Raw genomic sequence first — 18,387 nt, 5'->3', positions numbered from 1 at the left:
TTTAGTTCAGGATGGCCGCCGCGGCAGCCGGCGGCTGCTCCACGTAGCAGGCATGGCCGGCCTGGTCGATCAGGGCGAACGGCAATCCGTGGTGTTCGGCCACCAGGCGGCAGTCGGCCGGCGTGGTGACGCTGTCGGCGCTGCCGCAGTGGACCGAAGCCACCGCGCACACCGCGCCGGATAATGCGTAATTCTCGATGGCGTCGCCGCACAGCAGGTGCACGGCCTGCGTGTAGCCGGGCAGGTTCAGCTGCGCCATGTTCCAGCGCACCCAGTCGCGCTCGGCGGTGCCGGCGTTGCCCGACAACAGGCGGCTGGAGCGCTGCGTGGCCATGCCGTGCACGCCCAGTTCGCCCACCGTGGACAGGCGCTCGCGCGCCACTTGCGCCCCTTGCTCCAGCCGCGCCGCCTGGCCGTAGCCGCGTGCAGGGCTGAGCAGCACCAGCTTGTCCAGCGTGGCGGGGTTGGCGGCGGCGTAGGCGCAGGCCATCATCGCGCCCAGCGAATGGCCCACCAGCACAAAGCGGCCGTTGTCCAGTACGCCCAGCGCCTGCAGCATCTGGCGCAGGCGGGCGGCGTAGGCCTCCGCGCCTGGGCGCGCTGCGGCCAGCACGGTGGAACCGCCGTAGCCGGGCGCGTTCCAGGCGATCACGCGGCGCCCCGGTGCGGCGGCGGCCAGCTCCAGCGCGCAAGGCAGCCAGGAGGCGGCGCCCGAGCCTATGCCGTGCAGCAGCACGATGGCAGGCTGTGTGGCCGGCGCGGACGGCGCGCCGGGGGCTGCGGCGATCTCGCGGTAGCTCACCGCGCCGCCTTCCACGGCCACGCTGCGTTCCGCGAAATGGCGCTCCAGCAGGGACAGTGCGTGCTGCAGCCCGTCCGCTTCCGGTGCCATGGCGCTGATGCCGGCAAAGTTCATCTCAGCCCCGCTTGATGCTGGCCAGCGGGTGCTCTGGCGGATAGGTCGGCGTGATGGGCTTTTGCGCACCCAGCATCACGCACATCAGCGCGTCTTCCTCGCCGATGTTGATCTCTTCGCGGTACACACCGGGAGGGATCGACACCACGTCGCGGTCGGTCAGGATGGTCTCGAAACGCTCGCCGTCCTTTTCCAGCACCAGCTTCAGCTTGCCGCGCAGGACGAAGAACACTTCCTCCACGTCCACGTGCACGTGCGGCGGGCCTTCGTGGCCGGCCGGGATGATCATGGTGGAGAAGGTGAAGTGCTCGGACGGGATCACGCTGCTGTCGTTGGCCACGCCGGTGCCGCCGGTGCCGATGTAGCGCATCTGCGCGCGGCGGTACTTCGGATCGTAGTCGGCCTGGAACTTCAGCGCGTTCCAGTCGTACTTGCGGGTGGAGAAGCGCGCCACGCGGCTGTTCATCCATTCCTCGAAGGAGGCGCCTTGCGGCTGGTCCCAGCTGCGCTGGATCTGCTTGTGTTCGGATACGTCGCTCATTGATATGCTCCTGGTTTAGTTCATTACGAAGCCGCCGTTGACGGCAAGGACTTGGCCGGTGACGAAGCGGGACAGGCCGGACAGCGCGAACAGCACCGCGCCGGTCACGTCTTCCGGCAACTGCAGGCGCTGCAGGGCGCGGCCGTCCTGGTAGGTCTGGTAGCGCTGGGCCGGCACGTATTCGGTGGCTTCCACTTTGGTCAGCCCCGGCGCCACCGCGTTGACGGTGATGTTGTGGGCGCCTTCCTCGCGCGCCAGCGAGCGGGTCATGCCGATGATGGCGCCCTTGCTGGCCACGTAGGCCATCAGGTTGGGCGCGCCCCACAGCGGCGTGTCCGAGGCCAGGTTGACGATGGCGCCGCTGCCGGAAGCGCGCAGCGCGGGCAGGCAGGCGTTGGTCATCAGCCAGGTGCCGCGCACGTTCACTTCCATCACCTTGTCCCACATGGCGATGTCGATCTGTTCGGACGACTTGCCGCCGGAGTTGGTGATGGCCGCGTTGTTGACCAGGCCGTCGAGGCCGCCCAGCCGGGCCGCCGCCGCTGCGGCGCAGGCCTCGATCGAGGCCGGGTCAGCCATGTCGAGCGGGAAGCCGTGCACCTGCAGGCCGCGTTCGCGCAGCGCCGCCACCGAAGCGGCCAGCGTGTCGTGCAGGATGTCGGCCAGCGCCACGCTGGCGCCGGCTTCGGCGATGGCGGTGGCGAAGGCCAGGCCCAGGCCGCGCGCCGCGCCGGTAACCAGCACCTTGCGGCCGGCCAGGAGTTGTGTCGTAGTCATGCCGGGTCTCTCTTATTTAGTGCTGGTGGCAGCTTTGGGCAGGTAGTGCAGCACGCGCCGTTCGGCCCATACCACCGCGCCGTAGGTGACGATGCCGGTCAGGGTCAGCGCGCAGATGGCCACGAACACGGCGGCCGTGTTGCCCTGGCCTTCGCCGTCCACCAGCAGGAAGCCCAGGCCCTGGTTGCCGCCCACCAGTTCGCCCACCGTCACGCCGATCACGGCCAGGGTGGAGGCGATGCGCAGGCCGGAGAACAGGGCCGGCATGGCCGAGCGGAACTCCACCAGGCAGAAGATCTGCCAGCGCGAGGCGTTCAGCGTGCGCACCAGGTTCACCATGTCCGGATCCACCGTGCGGATCGCCGACAGCACGTTGATCATCACCGGGAAGAACACGATCAGCACCGCGACGATGATCTTGGGGTAGATGGTGTAGCCCAGCCACATCACGAACAGCGGCGCGAAGGCCACTTTCGGCGCGATCTGCAGCGCCAGGATGTAGGGCGACAGCATGGCTTCGGCGCGCGGCGACAGGCCGAGCGCCACGCCGACCGCCAGGCCGAGCAGGGAGCCGAGCGCGAAGCCGATCACCACTTCCATGGCGGTGATGGTGAAGTGGCCCAGCAGGTCGCTGTTGTTCCACATGAAGACCGATTCCTGCAGCACGCGCGAGAAGCGCGGCAGGATGAACTCGGGCATGCCCAGCGCGCCCGGACCCCATTCCCAGGCGGCCAGGAAGACCGCCAGCACCAGCAGGCTGCCCAGCACGGTGCGGGTTTTTTCGCTCAGCAGCGGGGCGCTCTTGGCGGGCGTGGTCATGGTGGTTGGCGAGACGGAGTTGACGGAGGTTGCGGTATCCATTTAGCGCGCCGTCCCGATGAACTGGTTGGTGAACAGGTCGTTGACGGCGGCCGCCTTGGAGACGATGCCTTCGCTGACGTAGAACTTCTGCACGCTGTCCATGCGCGCGCCGTCGATCTGGCCCAGCGGCTTCTGGTTGGCATACACGTATTTGCGGTACATATTGAAGATCTGTTCGATGCTCGCTTCCTTGCCCTTGTAGGAAGGGATGGCTTCCACATAGACGGCGGTGGCGGCCTTCGGATCTTTCATGATGTCTTCCATGCCGCGCAGGGTGGCGCGCACCAGGCGCTTGAGCAGCTCCGGCTTGTTCTTGATGGTGTCGTCCGAGGCCAGGATGGCCTGCGCCATGGACTTGAAGCCGCTGGTTTCGATGATGTCCACCTTGGCGCCGGCGTCGGTGGCGCTGACGATCCAGTCCGGCACGCCGGCCAGCGCCTGCGCTTTGCCGGCCGCGAACACCTGCCAGACGCCGGACGGGCCGGCGGCCTGGATCGCGGCGTCGCTCTTGCCCAGGTCCACGTGCTTCATATTGCCGAGCAGCGCGTAGTACGTGGTGTCGGTGTAGGACATGACGGTGATGGTCTTGCCCTTCAGGTCCGCCAGCGACTTGATGCCGCCGCCCTGGTGCACGCCCACCATGGTCAGCGAGCCGGCGCCCAGCACCGCGATGGCTTTCACCGGCACGCCGTTGGCGCGTACGATGATGGGGGTGTCGCCGATGGCGCCGCCGATCACCGCGTTGCCCGCGCCGATCTGCTTGGCCACGTCGACGCCGCCCTTGGCCGCCACGAAATTCACTTTCAGGTTCTCTTCCGCGTAGTAGCCCTTCTGCTGCGCGATCATCCACGGCGCGAAGGCCGGGGTGTTCGGCGGCGCCGGCAGCAGGTAGGTGACTTCTTCAGGCGCTGCCAGCGCGGGTGCGGCGGCGAAGGCCATGGCAACGGCGCAGGCGGCCGAGGCGAGGATTTTATGCATGCTCATATACACTCCTGATTAGTATCGAAACGGCGTTCGGTATGGATTAATGCAGTTCGGCTTCCTGGTCCTTGCCCACTTTCAGCAGCTCCATCAGGCGTCCCGCCAGGGGGCCGATTTCGGGCAGCTTGCGGCGCGCCAGCGGGTCGTTGCGGTGCGGCAGATCGACGATGATTTCCTCGATCACGGTGCCGGGGCGTTCGCTCATCACCAGCAGGCGGTCGGACAGGGCGATGGCTTCAATCAGGTCGTGGGTGATGAACAGCGCGGTGCGCTGCTTCTCGTACAGCATCTGCGCCAGGTCCTGCTGCAGGATCATCTTGGTCTGCGCGTCCAGCGCGGAGAACGGCTCGTCCAGCAGCAGCACGTGCGGGTCCACCGCCAGGGTGCGGGCCAGCGCCGCGCGCTGGCGCATGCCGCCGGACAGCTGGTAGGGGTAGTGGCCTTCAAAGCCCTTCAGGTGGCACTTGGCCAGCAGCGCGTTGGCCGCCTGGTCGCGCTCCCTGGCGGAGACGCCGTCGATCTCCAGCCCCAGGCCCACGTTGGCGCGGATGGTGCGCCATGGCATCAGCAAATCCTTCTGCAGCATGAAGGCCACCTTCTTCACCGGCCTGGTCACCAGTTCGCCGCTCACGTACACCTCGCCCACGGTCGGCAGGTACAAGCCGGCGCCCATGTTCAGCAGCGTGCTTTTGCCGCAGCCGGACGGGCCGATGATGGAGACCACTTCGCCGCTGCGGATGGCAATGTTGACGTTGGTAACCGCAGAACGCGGCTGTGAGGTTTGCCGGTCGATGAAACTCTTGCCGACGTTGCGGAATTCGATTTCGATCATCATTTCTCTCACAATCATGTGTTCCACATATAAAACGGTGCTTCGTATGTGGGTTGTAATGTGATTGAAATATAGCAGACATTTTTCGAGAATCCAGCTTTTTGTCTCAAATAAAAATCAGCGTTTCATAGGTAAAACAAAGATCAAAAAATAGGCGCAGTCAAACAGGCGAAAAAAAGGGGCGCTGCCCTATGGCAGTGCCCCTTTTCGGATGAAAGTTGCTCTGGAGTGCTGTTGTATTTGTGCTCAGGTCGTGGACGTCACATGCGCGGCGCGGCGCACGCGCTGCTGCATGGAACGGTCGGGCGCAGGGGCAGCAACGGGTGCTGCAACCGGAGCCGCAATCGGCGACGCCTGGGGAGCGGAGGAAACCGGCGGCAAGTCATTGTCCTGCGCGTCCTGCCCCGCCGCGCGCGGGTGCGCGGGCAGCCAGCCGGCGATGGCGGCGGTGCCGGCCATGCACAGGATAATGACGGAGATCGCGGCAACTGCGCTCAGCGCTGAGAAGCGGTTGCTGACAGTGGGGATTTTTTTGATGATCGCCATGATGATCTCCTGTTGTTTTTTGCCGAGCCTCAAGATTAACGATCCGGCACGCCGCAAGCTATACATGGCGCTGTATCAAAAGTAAGCAACTGTAACCAGGTTCTTGAAGTGGCGTTACACTGGCTTTTTTTGCCCGGAGAGGCCAATGAGCCAGCTGTTCACACCCTATGCACTCGGCCCGCTGAAGCTGGCCAACCGCATTGCCGTCGCGCCCATGTGCCAGTACTCCGCCGAGGACGGCCTGGCCACCGACTGGCACATGATTCACCTCGGCCAGCTGGCCCTGTCCGGCGCCGGCCTGCTGATGACGGAGGCCACCGCCGTCTCGCCCGAGGGCCGCATCTCGGCCTGGGACCTGGGCCTGTGGACGGACGCGCACCAGGCCGCGCTGGCGCCGGTGGTGCAAGCCATCCGCAGGCATTCGGCCATGCCGCTGGCGGTGCAGCTGGGGCACGCGGGCCGCAAGGCTTCCAGCCAGCGGCCGTGGGAAGGCGGCGCCAGCGTGCCGCCTGCGCAGGGCGGCTGGCAGACCGTGGCGCCGTCCGCCGTGCCGCATGCGGCCGGCGAGCATGCGCCGCTGGCGCTGGACGAGGCGGGCCTGCGCAAAGTGAAGGACGACTTCGTGGCAGCCGCGCGCCGCGTGCACGCGCTGGGCATCGAAGGCATCGAGCTGCACGGCGCGCACGGCTACCTGCTGCACCAGTTCCTGTCGCCGCTGTCCAACCAGCGTACGGACCAATACGGCGGCTCGCTGGAGAACCGCATGCGCTTCCCGCTGGAGGTGCTGCGCGCGGTGCGGGCGGCGGTGCCGCAGTCCGTGTGCGTGGGCATGCGCATCTCGGCCTCGGACTGGGTGCAGGGCGGCTGGGACATCGAGCAGAGCGTGGCCTTCGCGCGTGAACTGCAGCAGGCCGGCGCGCACTTCATCCACGTGTCCAGCGGCGGCATCTCGCCGCTGCAGCAGATTCCGCTGGGACCGGGCTACCAGATCCATTTCGCGCGCCGCATCAAGCACGCCACCGGCCTGCCGACGATAGGCGTGGGCCTGGTGACGGAACCGGAGCACGCCGAATCCATCGTCGCGCAGGAGGAGGCTGACGTGGTGGCGCTGGCGCGCGCCATGCTGTACGACCCGCGCTGGCCGTGGCACGCGGCGGCCAAACTGGGCGCGCAGGTGCAGGCGCCGCCGCAGTACTGGCGCTCGCAGCCGCGCGAACTGAAGGATTTGTTCGGCAGCACGCGGCTGGGCCAGCGCTGACAGCGGCCCGGCCGGCGTCTTAACGCAACAACATAGTTGCCATTCTTGTACAAAAATCCTCGTGGCGGGCGGGGCGTAAAGCCCTATAATCGCTTGTTTTTGACCGTACCCATCAGCAGAACGCGGCGGCACAACCGGCGCGGCGGCTACATACCATACAAGGAATGCCTGTGACTCAAACGCTGGCCCAGAAATTGACCCGTACCAAGCCGGTCGGTTTGCACGCCGAACAGGGCGACACCCATACCGGAGGCCTGACCCGTTCCATGGGCCTGTTCTCGCTGACCATGATAGGCGTCGGCGCCACCATCGGTACCGGCATTTTCTTCACCATGGTGGAAGCGGTGCCCAAGGCCGGCCCCTCGGTGGTGCTGTCCTTCCTGCTGGCGGCCATCACCGCCGGCCTGACCGCGCTGTGCTACGCCGAGCTGTCGTTCCGCATTCCCGCTTCCGGTTCCGCCTATTCCTTCGCCTACAGCACCGTGGGCGAGTTCCTGGCCTTCATCGTGGCCTTCTGCCTGCTGCTGGAGTACGGCCTCGCGGCCAGCGCCACGGCGATAGGCTGGTCCGACTACCTGAACAACTTCCTCGTCAACGCCATCGGCTGGCAGATCCCGGAGACGCTGCGCACGCCGCTGATCCTGGCCACTCCCACCGGCTGGGCATGGAACGTCGGCCACTTCAATTTGCCGCCGATGATACTGGTGGCCATGTGCTGCGTGCTGCTGGTGCGCGGCACCAAGGAATCGGCCACCACCAACGCCATCATGGTGCTGGTCAAGCTGGCCATCCTGATCTTCTTCGCCGCGATCGCGCTGAGCGGCTTCGATTCCAACAACTTCACGCCCTTCCTGAAGCCGATGAGCGGCGAATGGCTGCCGGGCGCCACCGGCATCGCGGCGGCGGCGGGCACGGTGTTCTTCTCCTTTATCGGCCTGGACACCATCGCCACCGCCGGCGAGGAAGTGCGCAACCCCAAGCGCAACGTCCCCATCGGCATCCTGAGCGCGCTGGTCATCGTCACGGTGTTCTACCTGCTGGTGGCCGTGGCGGCCATGGGCGCCCAGCCCGCGCACAAGTTCGAAGGCCAGGCCGCCGGCCTGGCGGTGATCCTGCAGAACGTCACCGGCAAGGCCTGGCCCGCGCTGGTGCTGTCGGCCGGCGCCGTGATCTCGGTGTTCTCGGTGACGCTGGTAACCATCTACGGCCAGACCCGCATCCTGTACGCCATCTCGAAGGACGGCCTGATGCCGAAGACCTTCCAGAAGGTGAACGCGAAAACGCATTCGCCGGTCAGCAATACCCTGATCGTGTGCCTGGTGGTGGGCGCGGTTGCCGGCCTGGTCGACTCGACCTTCCTGTGGGACATGGTTTCGATGGGGACGCTGACCGCCTTCATCATCGTGTCGGTGGCGGTGCCGGTACTGCGCCGCAAGGACCGCGCGGCGGGCATCCCCACCAAGGGCGGCTTCCGCGTGCCGTTCGGCCCTTACTTCGTGCCGGCCCTTAGCATCGGCGCCTGCGCCTACCTGATGGTCAACCTGTCGCACGCCACCAAGGTGATCTTCGGCATCTGGATGCTGTTGGCGGTGGTGACCTACTTCGGCTACGGCATGCACAACTCGCGGCTGAAGAAGGTCTGAGCGCTTGCGAGGGCGTGTCCCGAATGACAAAACCCGGCCGAGGCCGGGTTTTTCTTTGGGCACTGCCTGCTGCGCTTTAGTGTGCCTTGGCCAGGGTTTCCAGCTCTTCCAGCGAGCGGTCCAGCATGGGTTGCAGGCAGATGCGGGCGGCGACGGCAGCGGCGGCGATGACGGTGGTGAACAGGGCGATCAGTTCCATAATTAACCCCGCGATGCCATGAAGTGCAGTTCGGTCATCAGGTTGGGCATGTTCGCGTCCGGGCGGCTGGCCAGTTCGAACAGCGTTGCCTGTGGTTTGCTGCGCTGCACCGGTGCGGCCGCAGGCTTGTGCGCCAGCAGGGCTGCCATCAGACCGCGTGCTGCGCGGCCAACGTTGGCGAAATAGCTGGTTTCGTTGTAGCTGTTGAACGTCAGATTGCTAGCGGTGGTCATGATGTGCTCCAATGCGTGTGATGTTGCAGTGCAGTATATGTGCCTTGCGTCCATAAATAAACTTTTCATTTGTGATGTGGCCTATAAAGAATCTGAATATCTATCCCGAAGGGATGGGCGCACAGGGGTAGCTCTGCTGTATCATTGGTGGCCTAAAAGCAAGTAAAAACAGGGGATTTGGGATGTCTTTGCGTATCAAACTGATGCTTGCACTGCTGCTGACCGGACTGGCGTCGGTGGCGGTGGTGGGTGGGCTGACTTATGCCAGTGTCAACACCAAGTTCGACACCATACGGAGCAAGCAGGCCGCCGAGCACTTCCACACGTTCATGACGGCGTATCTGACCGAGTACGGCGACTGGAAGACGGCGATTGCCACTGAATCCTTTGACCGCTTCGTGCAGCGCACCGAGCGCGGCCAGGTGACGCCGGACAGCGAGCGCCCGAGCGACCTGCTGGAGCGCATGCCGCCCAATATCGACCGCCAGTCGCGCCGGGACGAGGCGCGGCCGCCACGCCCCGAAGGCGCCCCCCATCCCGGCGCCGCCCGCCGCCCCGAGTTCGACCAGCGCCGTGGCCCGCCCGACGGCCGCCGCCCGGAATTTGACGACCGCCGTGGCCCCCCCGATGGCCACCGTCCCGAGTTTGATGAGCGCCGTGGCCCGCCTGATGGCCGCCGCCCCGAGTTCGACGACCGTCGTGGCCCTCCCGATGGCCGCCGCCCGGAGTTCGACGACCGCCGTGGTCCGCCCGATGGCCGCCGCCCCGAGTTCGACGATCGCCGTGGCCCTCCCGAAGGCCGCCGCCCGGAATTTGACGAGCGCCGCGGTCCGCCCGACGGCCGCCGTCCCGGGTACGACGACCGCCGCGCTCCCCCAGCCGCCGCCCCGGCGCAGGAGGACCGTAGCGTGCAGTCGGACGAAGGCAGTGCGCCGCACGCCGCGCCCCGCATCTGGCGCGCCGCTTATCCGCAGCAGCCGCAGGGCGGCGCCGCAGCCGAGCCGCCCGCCGGCCAGCGCCAGAGCCAGCCCGACCACCAGCCGGATGACCAGCCCGGCGACCGGCCGGAGCGCGGCCGCCAGCGCCAGGCGCCGCCATACCGCTTCATCCTCACCGACCCGGACTACAAAGTCCTGCTGGGCGCCGGCCAGTACGGCCGCGACACCGTCCTGCCCGAAGACGCCCGCGCCAAGGCCCGCCCGATCGAAGTGAATGGCAAGGTCGCCGCCTACGTCTCCGCCGAAGGCGTGGTCACGCCCAGCCGCCAGGAACTCGAATTCCTCGGCGCCATGCGTTCCTCGCTGGCCGCCGGCGCGGCCGGTGCGGCGCTGCTGGCGCTGGGCCTCGGCCTGGCGCTCAGCCGGGGCCTGAGCAGCCGCCTGAGCCGCCTCACCGGCGCCGTGCGCGCCATGCACGGCGGCTCGCTGCGCCAGCAGGTGCCGGTGCAAGGCAAGGACGAAGTGGCCACCCTGGCCAGCGCCTTCAACGAAATGAGCGAACAGCTGGCGCGCAGCCATGAAGAACTGCAGGCGTCGCACCAGACCATCCTGCAGCAGGCCGACCAGCTGCGTGAGCTCAGCATCCGCGACGCGCTCACCAACCTGTACAACCGCCGCCACTTCGACGAGCAGGCCAGCACCCTGTACAACCAGGCGGTGCGCCACAAGCGCCCACTCAGCCTGGTCATCGGCGACATCGACTTCTTCAAGAAGATCAACGACAACTACTCGCACGCCACCGGCGACGCGGTGCTGCGCCGGGTGGGCGCCATCCTGCGCCAGCACGTGCGGCTGAGCGACCTGGTGGCGCGCTACGGCGGCGAGGAATTCGTGCTGGCGCTACCGGAAACCGACCTGCCGCAAGCGGCCGCCCTGTGCGACAAGCTGCGCCAGATCATCGAGCAGCACCCGTGGCACGAAGTGGAGCCCGGCCTGAAGGTCACCATGAGCATGGGCGTGTTTGCCGACTACGCGGTGGGCACCGCCGAAGCCATGCTGCAAAAGGCCGACGCGCTGCTCTACCAGGCCAAGGAAACGGGGCGCAACCGCGTCTGCCACGCGTGACGGCTGAGACAGCTTAGACAGCTTCGATTTCGATCTCGGGCAAGCCGTAATGGGCGCGCGCCACGTTGCAGGCCGGCGTGCCCGCCTCGAACTCGCGGCAAGTGCTGGAGCGCTGCGGATAGATGGAACAGCCGACCTGCTTGCCGACTTCGCCTTCCAGCGCCGAACAGCGCGACGGCCGGTGCTCGGTGCCGCGCATCGCCACCAGGTGCGGCGAGATGGGGACCACCATGCGCTCGGGCACGGTGCCGCCCGGGTGCGCATCGGTTTCGCCCCAATAGAATGACACGCGGAATTTGGCGCAGCATGCGCCACAGCTCTGGCAGTGTGCGGACATCTTCCATAACAATGAAACAATGTTGACTGCTATGATAGTCAGGACGCCGCGCGCAATCAAGCGCGCGGCTGCCGGAAACGGAGACATCCATGCCCTCAGCAGCATTGAACGCGGCCGACACCGCCGCCCTGATTCCTTTTCCCGCGCTGGTGGACGCGCTGCGCCTGGCCGTGGCGCAGGCCGCGCAAGGCGTGATCGCCTGCCCGGCGCGGCAAGTGGTGCCGCTGGCCGGCGGCGGCGTGATCCTGTCCATGGTGGCCGCCGCGCCCGACATCGCCGTCCACAAGCTGATCACCGTGGTGCCGGACAACGGCGCGCGCGGCCTGCCCACCATTGCGGGCCAGGTCAGCGTGCTGGACGCCGCCACCGGCGCCGTCGTCCTCACGCTGGACGGCGCCACCGTCACCGGCCGCCGCACCGCCGCGCTGTCCATGCTCGGCATCGCTACGCTGCTGGGCCGCGCGCCGCGCCACGTGCTGCTGGTGGGCACCGGCACGCAGACGCTGAACCATGCGAAGGCGCTGGCCGTCATCTACCCGCACGCCGCCATCAGCATCGGCGGGCGCACCGGCGCCTCCGCCGAGCGCTTCATCTCTGAGCACCTGCAGGCCGCGCATCCCGGCGTGGCTGCCGCCGACGTAGCCGCGATGGCCGACGACATCGACGTCGTCATCACCGGCACCACCAGCAAGCAGCCGGTCTACCTGCACCCTGCGCGCGCCGGGCGGCTCATCATCGCCGTCGGCGCCTTCAAGCCCGACGCCGCCGAAATCGCCCCCGCCACGGTGCTTGGCAGCCGCATCTACGTCGACGACCCCGAAGGCGCCCGCCACGAAGCCGGCGACCTGCTGCAAGCCGGCGCCGACTGGTCGCAAGTGCAAGGCATCGCCCAGGCCCTGGGCGCCGCCCCGATGGCCGACACCGAGCCCGTGCTCTTCAAAACCGTCGGCTGCGCCGCCTGGGACCTCGCCGCCGCCCGCGTGGCGCTGGCGGCCGTTTAAGGCTGCACCTTGTGGTCTTCGGCCTGGGCCTGTTCCATGGCGGCGGGTTCGAGTTCTTCCGCTGAGCGGTTGAGGTGGACGAAGATGCCCCAGGAGGCCAGCAGCACGCCGACGCTGGCGACCAGCGCGGCGACGTAGAGCAGGTCTTCGGCGTCCTCGTGGACGGCGCGGAAGGTGGCCACCAGGCCTTCGATGGCCAGCGCCACCACCACCACCACGAAGAAGCGCGACAGGAAGCGGCGCACCCGCGTCGGGGCGCTGATGTCGGCGTCGCGCACCACTTCTTCTTCGATGATGGTTTCGGCGATTTGCAGCGCCACCACGGCGGCGGCCAGGATGCCGATCGCTTCGATCACTTCCTGCGCCGCAGCCAGGCCGAGCTCACCGCCGGCCGCATGCCAGCCCATGCGCGCGGCGATGGCGACCAGCAGCAGCGCGCCGCCGCCGAACAACAGCGCTATCAGGGCATGCAGGCCGCTGCAAACAAGCATCAGCTGTTTCATGTCGGTGATTCCGGTTGGTTGGGCATGCTTGTATTGTAGAGCCGACTTGCCGCGCCTTATGTGCGCTACACATCATATGCCGCTTATGGCCGAGGACGCGCGCGGTCCAGGAAACGGCCGCCCCACAGCACGCAGGCCAGCGCGGCGACGATCAGCGCGATGCCGGTCCACTGCAGCGTGTTGATGGTGTCGCCCAGCACCAGCATGCCGGCGGCGATGCCGACCACCGGAACGCCCAGGCTGAACGGGGCCACGCGGTTGACGGGATGGCGCTTGAGCAGGCCGGTCCACATGGCGTAACCGAGGATGGTGGCCATCCAGCCCAGGTAGGCCAGCGAGGCCCAGGTGCTGAGTGGCGCGCCGGTCCAGCGCCAGCGCGTGGCCGGGTCGTCGAACAGCAGCGACAGGCCGATGAAGGGCAGGATGGGCGCCAGGCTGCTCCACACCATGAAGGCCAGCACGTCGAACTGCGGCGTGCTGCGTTGCGCGCGCCGCACCACGATATTGGACACGGCCCACATGGCCGCCGCGCACAGGCACAGCAGGAAACCGGCCAGCGTGGTGCCGCCGGCCGTGGTGGCTGCACCGGCGGCGCCCGCGCCGCCCACGTAATTCAGGCCGAAGCACCCCAGCCCGCACGCTGCCAGCGCCAGGCCGGCCAGCAGCGCGCGGCTGGGCCGTTCGCTCAGCACGGCGTAGCTGAAGATGGCGGTGAAGAAGACTTGCGTCTGCAGGATGACAGAGGCCAGCGCGGCGCTCATGCCGGCCCGCAGCGACAGGAACAGCAATCCGAACTGCCCCACGCCCTGGCACAGCCCGTACAGCAGCACGATGCGCCAGGACAGCTTGGGCGGGCGGATGAAGAAGATCAGCGGCAGGATGGCGAACATGAAGCGCCCGGCGCCCAGCTGGAAGGGCGTGAAGTCGCGCAGGCCGAACTTCATGGCGACGAAGTTGGTGCCCCAGATGAGGACCACGCACAGCGCCGCTATCAGATCGCGTCCACTCAAGGGTGCGTGGTCATTCATGCTGCCTCCTGGCTAGGTGGGGGAGACGTTGTGGACGATCGCCTCGCTGTGGATAATGATTTTATCCGCATCCGCCTGCAGCAGCCGGATACGCCGCTGCACCACCGGCCAGCCGGCCCAGGCCACCGCCGCTTGCGCCCCCGCCGGCGGCTGCGGCGCCGCCGTGGGCACAGGCTGCGCCGGCAGCGGCGAAATCGGCTGCCCGTGCTGCGCCAGCGCGCGCGACAGGGTCTGGAACACCTGCGCGTGGCTGTGCGCGAGCATGGCGTTCACCGCGTCCACCGGGATGTCCTTCACGTGCCGCCGCAGGATGGCGCGCAGCGCCGCCACGTGCGCCACCAGCAGGTAGTTCTGCACGATGAACAGGTTGATGTCCTCGGCCGCGCGCTGCTTGCTGGCCGGCTCGTCGAGCATGCGCACCAGCGCCGCGCTCAGGCCCGCCAGGCTGTCCATCAGCCGCTTGCGCTCGATGCGGTAGGGGAAGTCGTTGCGGCTTTTCCCCTGCAGCAGTTCGAACGAGGCCTGCATGTAGCGCAGGTTCACGTCCAGCACCTGCCGTATCAGGCGCGGCAAGGTCTGGTACTCCCAGTTGGCCAGCACGAAGCTGAACACCGTGGCCACCGCCGCGCCGATGAAGGTGTCCACCAGGCGCTCGGTGATCAGGCTGGTGTTGCCCGGCGCGATCAGGTGCATCTGCAGCAGGATCATGACGGACACCGCGATCGCCGCGTAGCGGTAGCGCAGGTAGATGAAGGTGGGTGTGGCCACCGTCGCCAGGATCAGGATGCCGACGATGGCCGGCGTGTAGTTCACGAACTTCAGTATCAGCGCCGTGATCACGCAGCCGATGATGGTGCCGACGATGCGGTCGCTGCGGCGCTGCTTGGTCATGCTGAAGCTGGGCTTCAGGATAATCACGATGGTGAGCACGATCCAGTAGCTGTGCGCCGCGTACGGCAGCACGTGGCCCACCGCCAGCCCGGCCGCAATCGCCATCGCCACCCGCAGCGAAAAGCGGAAGATCGGCGAGTCCATGCGGAAGTGCGACAGCATCAGCTGCAGCTCGTACTTTTGCTGCGACAGGAAGGGCTGCATGTCGGCGTCCACCCAGAACGGCGTGCCTTCGTACTCCTTCTGGCTGGCCACGTGCAGCTCGCCTATCATGCGGATGATGGCGCGGATCTTGTTGCGCTGCGCGCGCAGCACGGCCAGCGCCTCGCCTGCGGGCTTGCCCGCGTCGGCGTCCGCCTGCAGCTGCGCGATGGCCGCTTCCAGCGCCTCCATCTCGGGCGCGTAGCTGATGGCCGCGTGCGACGGCCGCTTGCGCGTCACCGCGTAGCCGACCGACTCGATGTCGCGCGCGGCCTTGTAGGCCAGGTCGTGCAGCGTTTTGAGCACCGGCGAATCGGCCAGGTGCGCGCGCAGCAGCGCGTAGTCGGTGTGGGTCGACAGGATCTGCTCGTACAGGTCCAGCATGCAGACGTGGATCTGCACCACGATGGCGTCCTTGCGGTTCTGGTGGCTGCGCAGTATCAGGTCGCGCGAGGCCTGCTGGCGGTCCGCCAGCAGCGCCTGGTGCCGCACCAGCTTGTTGAACTGCTCGGCGAGGTTGTAGCGCGTGTCGTAGAAGTCGGCCTTGATGTCGATGTAGGCGGCCAGCTCGAACAGCGCCTCGGCCAGCACCTGCTGCTTGATGCGGTGGCGCAGCAGCCAGGCCAGCGCCATGGCGTAGGCCAGATAGGCCACGCTGCCCAGCAGGAACACGCCGGCGTGGATGAAAGACTCGCGCACCGTCATCACATGTTCCATCGACATGGTCATGATGAACAGCGTGGCGAGCTGCAGGGGCATGGACTTCTTCCCGTACACCACCATCATGCTGGCGAAGAAGCTCACCAGCACCAGCATGGTCATCAGCAGCCATGGCACCGGGCCGCACAGGCTGATGAGCAGCGTGACGGCGGTGCACAGCAGCACCGACGCCAGCATCTCGTTGAGCTTGTGCTTCAGGGGGCTGGGCATGTCCATCAGCGCGGTGCACAGCGCGCCGATGCAGACCGTCATGGCGACGGCCATGCCGGCGAACTGCAGCGCGATGAGGGTGACGCCGACCAGGCCTGCCGCGAAGCGCAGGCCCAGGTGGAAGTAGTGGCTGTAGAAGAAGGTCCGCAGGTTGAGTGCGTAGTGCATCGATCTCTTACAGGATCGACAGCACTGGGTAGCGGCGCCACTCCGGCTCGGCGTGCCGTTTACCGTTGTGGAAGATGAAGTGCAGCACCTCGTCCTGGTTGCTCAGCAGGGCAGGGTTGGCCAGCTTCCACGCTTCAAATTTGGCCTTCAGTTCAGGCTCGGTTTCCAGCATGTCCAGCGCCAGGTCTTCGAACACGTAGTCGGAGAAGGCTTCCTTCTTTTCCAGCACGCTGTTGAAGAAGCCCCAGCGGAAGAAGCTGTCGTGGCCCTGCGGCTCCAGCGTCTCCACCGCGTAGCGGGCGTTGTCCTGGTCCAGGGAGACGATGTAGTCGCCCACGTTGAGCTGGAAGCTGCCGGTGCGCGCTTCCACTTCCACGCCGTCGTGGAACATGTGGCCCTCGTAGGCGGTGGGGCGCGAGGCGACGGAAGCGATGTGGTAGTACTGCGCCTGCACCGTTTCAGCTTTCTCCACGCGCGTCATCTGCACGCCGTTCCATTGCAGGCGCTCGATGGCCTCGCGCCACTGCTGCGGCACCACGTAGGCTTTCGGCGCGCGCACGGTGACGCTGGCGGGGAAGCTGTTGTAGTAGGCGATGTCCTTTTCCCACGGCTGGCTGCGGTCGTAGGACAAACGGGTGTAGTTGCCGATCACGCTGGGGTGGCGTTTGGCGGCGTAGCCCTTGAAGCGGAAGGTGGCCGGCTTGTTCTCGTCCATCTGCCACATCACCGGCCAGGCGGCCTGCTTGCGGCCTTCGGCCTTGGCCTCGGCGCGCAGGCGCTTGATCTCGGCGCCGTGCCGCACGGTGAAGGCCAGCGTGGTTTCCACCAGCGCGCGCATGGATTCGTAGCGGTCCGCGAAGGGCTTCAGCATATGCGTTTCGGGCATGAAGCCGATCACGTGGTGCAGCGCCGCGAAGCCGGTGGAGAAGCGCGGCACTTCCAGGAATTCGGCGATGCCGTCGTCCGGCGTGTCCTGCACCGGATTCACGTAGGGGCAGGTCGGCCAGCCGCGCTGCTCCATCTCGGCGTAGATCGCGGGCAGCATGGTGTTGCGCAGGAAGGGGCCCAGGCCATAACCCAGCTTGTCGGCCTGGGTGTGGATCAGGGTCATGGTGTACGGATAGTCGGCGCCGTTGGAGGTGTGGGTGTCCACCATCACGTCCGGCTGCCACGAGGCGATCAGCTGGTTGAACAGCTTCGCGTTCAGGGTGTCGCACTTGACGAAGTCGCGGTTCAAATCCAGGTGGCGGCTGTTGCCGCGGAAGCCGAACTGCTCCGGGCCGTCCTGGTTCACGCGCGAGGTGTTGGCGCGGTTCAGGCAGCCGTCCACGTTGTACACGGGGATGAACACGAACACGGTTTCGCCCAGCGCGGCCAGCCTGGCCGGCTCGTAGCAGAAGTCGCGCACCAGGGCCATGCAGCTGTCCACGCCCTCCGGTTCGCCGGGGTGGATGCCGTTGTTGTTGAAGAAGACGGTGCGGCCGGCGGCCTTGATCTCGTCGCGGCCGAACACGCCGTCCGCGCTCACCACGCCGCGATGCACGGGAATGCCGCCGTCCGATACGCCGATCTGCTCGAAGCGCAGCACCTGCGGGAAGCGGCGCGCCAGCTCCTCGTAGAAGGCGATGCATTCGGTCCAAAGGGTGGTCTGGTTACGGTTGCCCTTTTCGTAGGGCGTGAGCATTTCTGGGTGCATGGCGTCTGGATCTCAGAGGTATGGTGGTGAAGGCGCGCCGGGTAGGCGCTGAATCAGAGCCGAATTGTAGCACCGGGGCGGTTTGCCCCGCCCCGGCCGCGCGCTTACACGGGTGCGTTTTTGTCCACCCAGGCCGCGTAGGCGGTGATGAACTTGCGCAGCACTTCGCGGGTCTGGTCGTTGTTGACCTTGCCGTCCTCGCCCAGCATCTTGGTGGCGCCGCCGATGTAGGCTTCCGGCGCCGGCATGGTGGCCACGTTGACCGCCACCAGCGACTGTCGGATGGCATGGTTGGCGCCGAAGCCGCCCACGCCGCCCGGCGACACCGTCACCACGCCGCCGGCCTTGCCGCTCCAGATGCTCTTGCCGGCCGGGCGCGAACCGACGTCGATGGCGTTCTTGACGGCGGCCGGCATGGAGCGGTTGTATTCGGGCGAGACGATCAGCACGCCGTCCACCTTGGCCAGGCTGTCGCGGAAGGCGGTCCAGGCGGCGGGCGTCTGGCCTTCGTCGTCCAGGTCCTGGTTGTACAGGGCCAGGCCGCCGATGTCGACGAACTCGAATGCCAGCGAGGCGGGCGCCAGGGCGATCAGCTCGTGGGCGAACTTGCGGTTGATGGAATCCTTGCGCAGGCTGCCGATCAGGACGGCGATTTTCTTGGTGGTCATAGGGCTCTCCGGGTTGATGAATGGGTAACGCTGACTTTAACGCAACTGCCTGTTTTCAGGCGAGCACTAAAATAATCCTAAAAATAGCTTGCTATCAAATAGCGCGCTATGTAT

19 protein-coding genes are annotated in these 18,387 nt (G+C 66.7%); 4 read left to right on the top strand and 15 right to left on the bottom strand.

Going from position 1 to position 18,387, the window contains the following annotated elements; genetic code table 11:
• Position 1: 1 nt before the first annotated feature.
• The 7 genes from AC56DV_RS07995 to AC56DV_RS07965 form a co-directional block, all read right to left on the bottom strand.
• Positions 2 to 916 (bottom strand): alpha/beta fold hydrolase, encoded by a 915-nt coding sequence (locus AC56DV_RS07995; RefSeq protein WP_496313753.1) that lies wholly within the window; start codon positions 914 to 916, stop codon positions 2 to 4.
• A gap of 1 nt (position 917) precedes the next feature.
• Positions 918 to 1,457 (bottom strand): cupin domain-containing protein, encoded by a 540-nt coding sequence (locus AC56DV_RS07990; protein ID WP_496313752.1) that lies wholly within the window; start codon positions 1,455 to 1,457, stop codon positions 918 to 920.
• 15 nt (positions 1,458 to 1,472) lie between these two features.
• Positions 1,473 to 2,234, bottom strand: a complete 762-nt coding sequence (locus AC56DV_RS07985; RefSeq protein ID WP_496313751.1) for an SDR family oxidoreductase — start codon at positions 2,232 to 2,234, stop codon at positions 1,473 to 1,475.
• A 12-nt stretch (positions 2,235 to 2,246) separates the two neighbouring features.
• Entirely contained in the window at positions 2,247 to 3,053 is an 807-nt protein-coding gene (locus tag AC56DV_RS07980) for an ABC transporter permease (protein WP_496313843.1), read from the bottom strand.
• A 42-nt stretch (positions 3,054 to 3,095) separates the two neighbouring features.
• Positions 3,096 to 4,073, bottom strand: coding sequence for an ABC transporter substrate-binding protein (locus tag AC56DV_RS07975; protein WP_496313842.1), 978 nt, complete (start codon positions 4,071 to 4,073; stop codon positions 3,096 to 3,098).
• A 46-nt stretch (positions 4,074 to 4,119) separates the two neighbouring features.
• Positions 4,120 to 4,911, bottom strand: a complete 792-nt coding sequence (locus tag AC56DV_RS07970) for an ABC transporter ATP-binding protein (protein WP_496313750.1) — start codon at positions 4,909 to 4,911, stop codon at positions 4,120 to 4,122.
• Positions 4,912 to 5,154: 243 nt separating this feature from the next.
• Positions 5,155 to 5,454 carry a hypothetical protein gene (locus AC56DV_RS07965; protein ID WP_496313749.1) on the bottom strand — a complete coding sequence of 100 codons (300 nt, stop codon included), beginning with the start codon at positions 5,452 to 5,454 and terminating at the stop codon, positions 5,155 to 5,157.
• Positions 5,455 to 5,599: 145 nt separating this feature from the next.
• Between AC56DV_RS07965 and AC56DV_RS07960 the strand changes: the two genes are divergently transcribed.
• Complete coding sequence (locus tag AC56DV_RS07960) at positions 5,600 to 6,712, top strand: NADH:flavin oxidoreductase/NADH oxidase (protein ID WP_496313748.1); 1,113 nt, start codon at positions 5,600 to 5,602, stop codon at positions 6,710 to 6,712.
• Between the two features lie 170 nt (positions 6,713 to 6,882).
• Positions 6,883 to 8,355, top strand: coding sequence for an APC family permease (locus tag AC56DV_RS07955; RefSeq protein WP_496313747.1), 1,473 nt, complete (start codon positions 6,883 to 6,885; stop codon positions 8,353 to 8,355).
• Positions 8,356 to 8,431: 76 nt separating this feature from the next.
• Here AC56DV_RS07955 and AC56DV_RS07950 read toward each other — a convergent pair whose 3' ends face one another.
• Both AC56DV_RS07950 and AC56DV_RS07945 read right to left on the bottom strand, forming a co-directional pair.
• Complete coding sequence (locus AC56DV_RS07950) at positions 8,432 to 8,554, bottom strand: hypothetical protein (protein ID WP_496313746.1); 123 nt, start codon at positions 8,552 to 8,554, stop codon at positions 8,432 to 8,434.
• A 2-nt stretch (positions 8,555 to 8,556) separates the two neighbouring features.
• Positions 8,557 to 8,787 (bottom strand): hypothetical protein, encoded by a 231-nt coding sequence (locus tag AC56DV_RS07945; RefSeq protein ID WP_157200779.1) that lies wholly within the window; start codon positions 8,785 to 8,787, stop codon positions 8,557 to 8,559.
• Between the two features lie 182 nt (positions 8,788 to 8,969).
• Between AC56DV_RS07945 and AC56DV_RS07940 the strand changes: the two genes are divergently transcribed.
• Complete coding sequence (locus tag AC56DV_RS07940; RefSeq protein WP_496313745.1) at positions 8,970 to 10,850, top strand: sensor domain-containing diguanylate cyclase; 1,881 nt, start codon at positions 8,970 to 8,972, stop codon at positions 10,848 to 10,850.
• Positions 10,851 to 10,863: 13 nt separating this feature from the next.
• Here the strand turns inward: AC56DV_RS07940 and AC56DV_RS07935 are convergent, their stop codons facing one another.
• Positions 10,864 to 11,187, bottom strand: coding sequence for a YkgJ family cysteine cluster protein (locus AC56DV_RS07935; protein ID WP_496313744.1), 324 nt, complete (start codon positions 11,185 to 11,187; stop codon positions 10,864 to 10,866).
• An 89-nt stretch (positions 11,188 to 11,276) separates the two neighbouring features.
• On the opposite strand from AC56DV_RS07935, the gene lhpI reads away from it, so the two are divergent.
• A complete protein-coding gene (gene lhpI, locus AC56DV_RS07930; RefSeq protein ID WP_496313743.1) occupies positions 11,277 to 12,188 on the top strand; it encodes a bifunctional Delta(1)-pyrroline-2-carboxylate/Delta(1)-piperideine-2-carboxylate reductase in 912 nt (303 codons plus the stop codon).
• On the opposite strand, the gene AC56DV_RS07925 is transcribed toward lhpI, so the two are convergent.
• The 5 genes from AC56DV_RS07925 to AC56DV_RS07905 form a co-directional block, all read right to left on the bottom strand.
• Positions 12,185 to 12,691 (bottom strand): hypothetical protein, encoded by a 507-nt coding sequence (locus tag AC56DV_RS07925; protein ID WP_496313742.1) that lies wholly within the window; start codon positions 12,689 to 12,691, stop codon positions 12,185 to 12,187. The two genes, lhpI and AC56DV_RS07925, sit on opposite strands and share 4 nt — an antisense overlap.
• A gap of 83 nt (positions 12,692 to 12,774) precedes the next feature.
• Positions 12,775 to 13,719 carry an EamA family transporter gene (locus AC56DV_RS07920; RefSeq protein WP_496313741.1) on the bottom strand — a complete coding sequence of 315 codons (945 nt, stop codon included), beginning with the start codon at positions 13,717 to 13,719 and terminating at the stop codon, positions 12,775 to 12,777.
• Positions 13,720 to 13,731: 12 nt separating this feature from the next.
• Positions 13,732 to 15,909, bottom strand: a complete 2,178-nt coding sequence (locus AC56DV_RS07915) for an FUSC family protein (protein ID WP_496313740.1) — start codon at positions 15,907 to 15,909, stop codon at positions 13,732 to 13,734.
• Between the two features lie 7 nt (positions 15,910 to 15,916).
• A complete protein-coding gene (locus AC56DV_RS07910) occupies positions 15,917 to 17,605 on the bottom strand; it encodes a M14 family zinc carboxypeptidase (protein WP_496313739.1) in 1,689 nt (562 codons plus the stop codon).
• A 104-nt stretch (positions 17,606 to 17,709) separates the two neighbouring features.
• On the bottom strand, positions 17,710 to 18,273 hold the full coding sequence (locus AC56DV_RS07905) for an NADPH-dependent FMN reductase (protein ID WP_496313738.1): 564 nt from the start codon (positions 18,271 to 18,273) through the stop codon (positions 17,710 to 17,712).
• Positions 18,274 to 18,387 lie beyond the last annotated feature (114 nt).

Source organism: Massilia sp. BGA-UO-ETr-WB1, assembly GCF_059567845.1.
This window is presented reverse-complemented; position numbering and strand designations above follow the sequence as displayed.

What these genes read in the sequence shown, in the direction of transcription:
- AC56DV_RS07995 (WP_496313753.1), bottom strand. Translation starts at nt 916, where the DNA reads ATGAACTTTGCCGGCATCAGCGCCATGGCACCGGAAGCGGACGGGCTG.
- AC56DV_RS07990 (WP_496313752.1), bottom strand. Translation starts at nt 1,457, where the DNA reads ATGAGCGACGTATCCGAACACAAGCAGATCCAGCGCAGCTGGGACCAG.
- AC56DV_RS07985 (WP_496313751.1), bottom strand. Translation starts at nt 2,234, where the DNA reads ATGACTACGACACAACTCCTGGCCGGCCGCAAGGTGCTGGTTACCGGC.
- AC56DV_RS07980 (WP_496313843.1), bottom strand. Translation starts at nt 3,053, where the DNA reads ATGACCACGCCCGCCAAGAGCGCCCCGCTGCTGAGCGAAAAAACCCGC.
- AC56DV_RS07975 (WP_496313842.1), bottom strand. Translation starts at nt 4,073, where the DNA reads ATGCATAAAATCCTCGCCTCGGCCGCCTGCGCCGTTGCCATGGCCTTC.
- AC56DV_RS07970 (WP_496313750.1), bottom strand. Translation starts at nt 4,911, where the DNA reads ATGATGATCGAAATCGAATTCCGCAACGTCGGCAAGAGTTTCATCGAC.
- AC56DV_RS07965 (WP_496313749.1), bottom strand. Translation starts at nt 5,454, where the DNA reads ATGGCGATCATCAAAAAAATCCCCACTGTCAGCAACCGCTTCTCAGCG.
- AC56DV_RS07960 (WP_496313748.1), top strand. Translation starts at nt 5,600, where the DNA reads ATGAGCCAGCTGTTCACACCCTATGCACTCGGCCCGCTGAAGCTGGCC.
- AC56DV_RS07950 (WP_496313746.1), bottom strand. Translation starts at nt 8,554, where the DNA reads ATGGAACTGATCGCCCTGTTCACCACCGTCATCGCCGCCGCTGCCGTC.
- AC56DV_RS07945 (WP_157200779.1), bottom strand. Translation starts at nt 8,787, where the DNA reads ATGACCACCGCTAGCAATCTGACGTTCAACAGCTACAACGAAACCAGC.
- AC56DV_RS07940 (WP_496313745.1), top strand. Translation starts at nt 8,970, where the DNA reads ATGTCTTTGCGTATCAAACTGATGCTTGCACTGCTGCTGACCGGACTG.
- AC56DV_RS07935 (WP_496313744.1), bottom strand. Translation starts at nt 11,187, where the DNA reads ATGTCCGCACACTGCCAGAGCTGTGGCGCATGCTGCGCCAAATTCCGC.
- lhpI (WP_496313743.1), top strand. Translation starts at nt 11,277, where the DNA reads ATGCCCTCAGCAGCATTGAACGCGGCCGACACCGCCGCCCTGATTCCT.
- AC56DV_RS07925 (WP_496313742.1), bottom strand. Translation starts at nt 12,691, where the DNA reads ATGAAACAGCTGATGCTTGTTTGCAGCGGCCTGCATGCCCTGATAGCG.
- AC56DV_RS07920 (WP_496313741.1), bottom strand. Translation starts at nt 13,719, where the DNA reads ATGAATGACCACGCACCCTTGAGTGGACGCGATCTGATAGCGGCGCTG.
- AC56DV_RS07915 (WP_496313740.1), bottom strand. Translation starts at nt 15,909, where the DNA reads ATGCACTACGCACTCAACCTGCGGACCTTCTTCTACAGCCACTACTTC.
- AC56DV_RS07910 (WP_496313739.1), bottom strand. Translation starts at nt 17,605, where the DNA reads ATGCACCCAGAAATGCTCACGCCCTACGAAAAGGGCAACCGTAACCAG.
- AC56DV_RS07905 (WP_496313738.1), bottom strand. Translation starts at nt 18,273, where the DNA reads ATGACCACCAAGAAAATCGCCGTCCTGATCGGCAGCCTGCGCAAGGAT.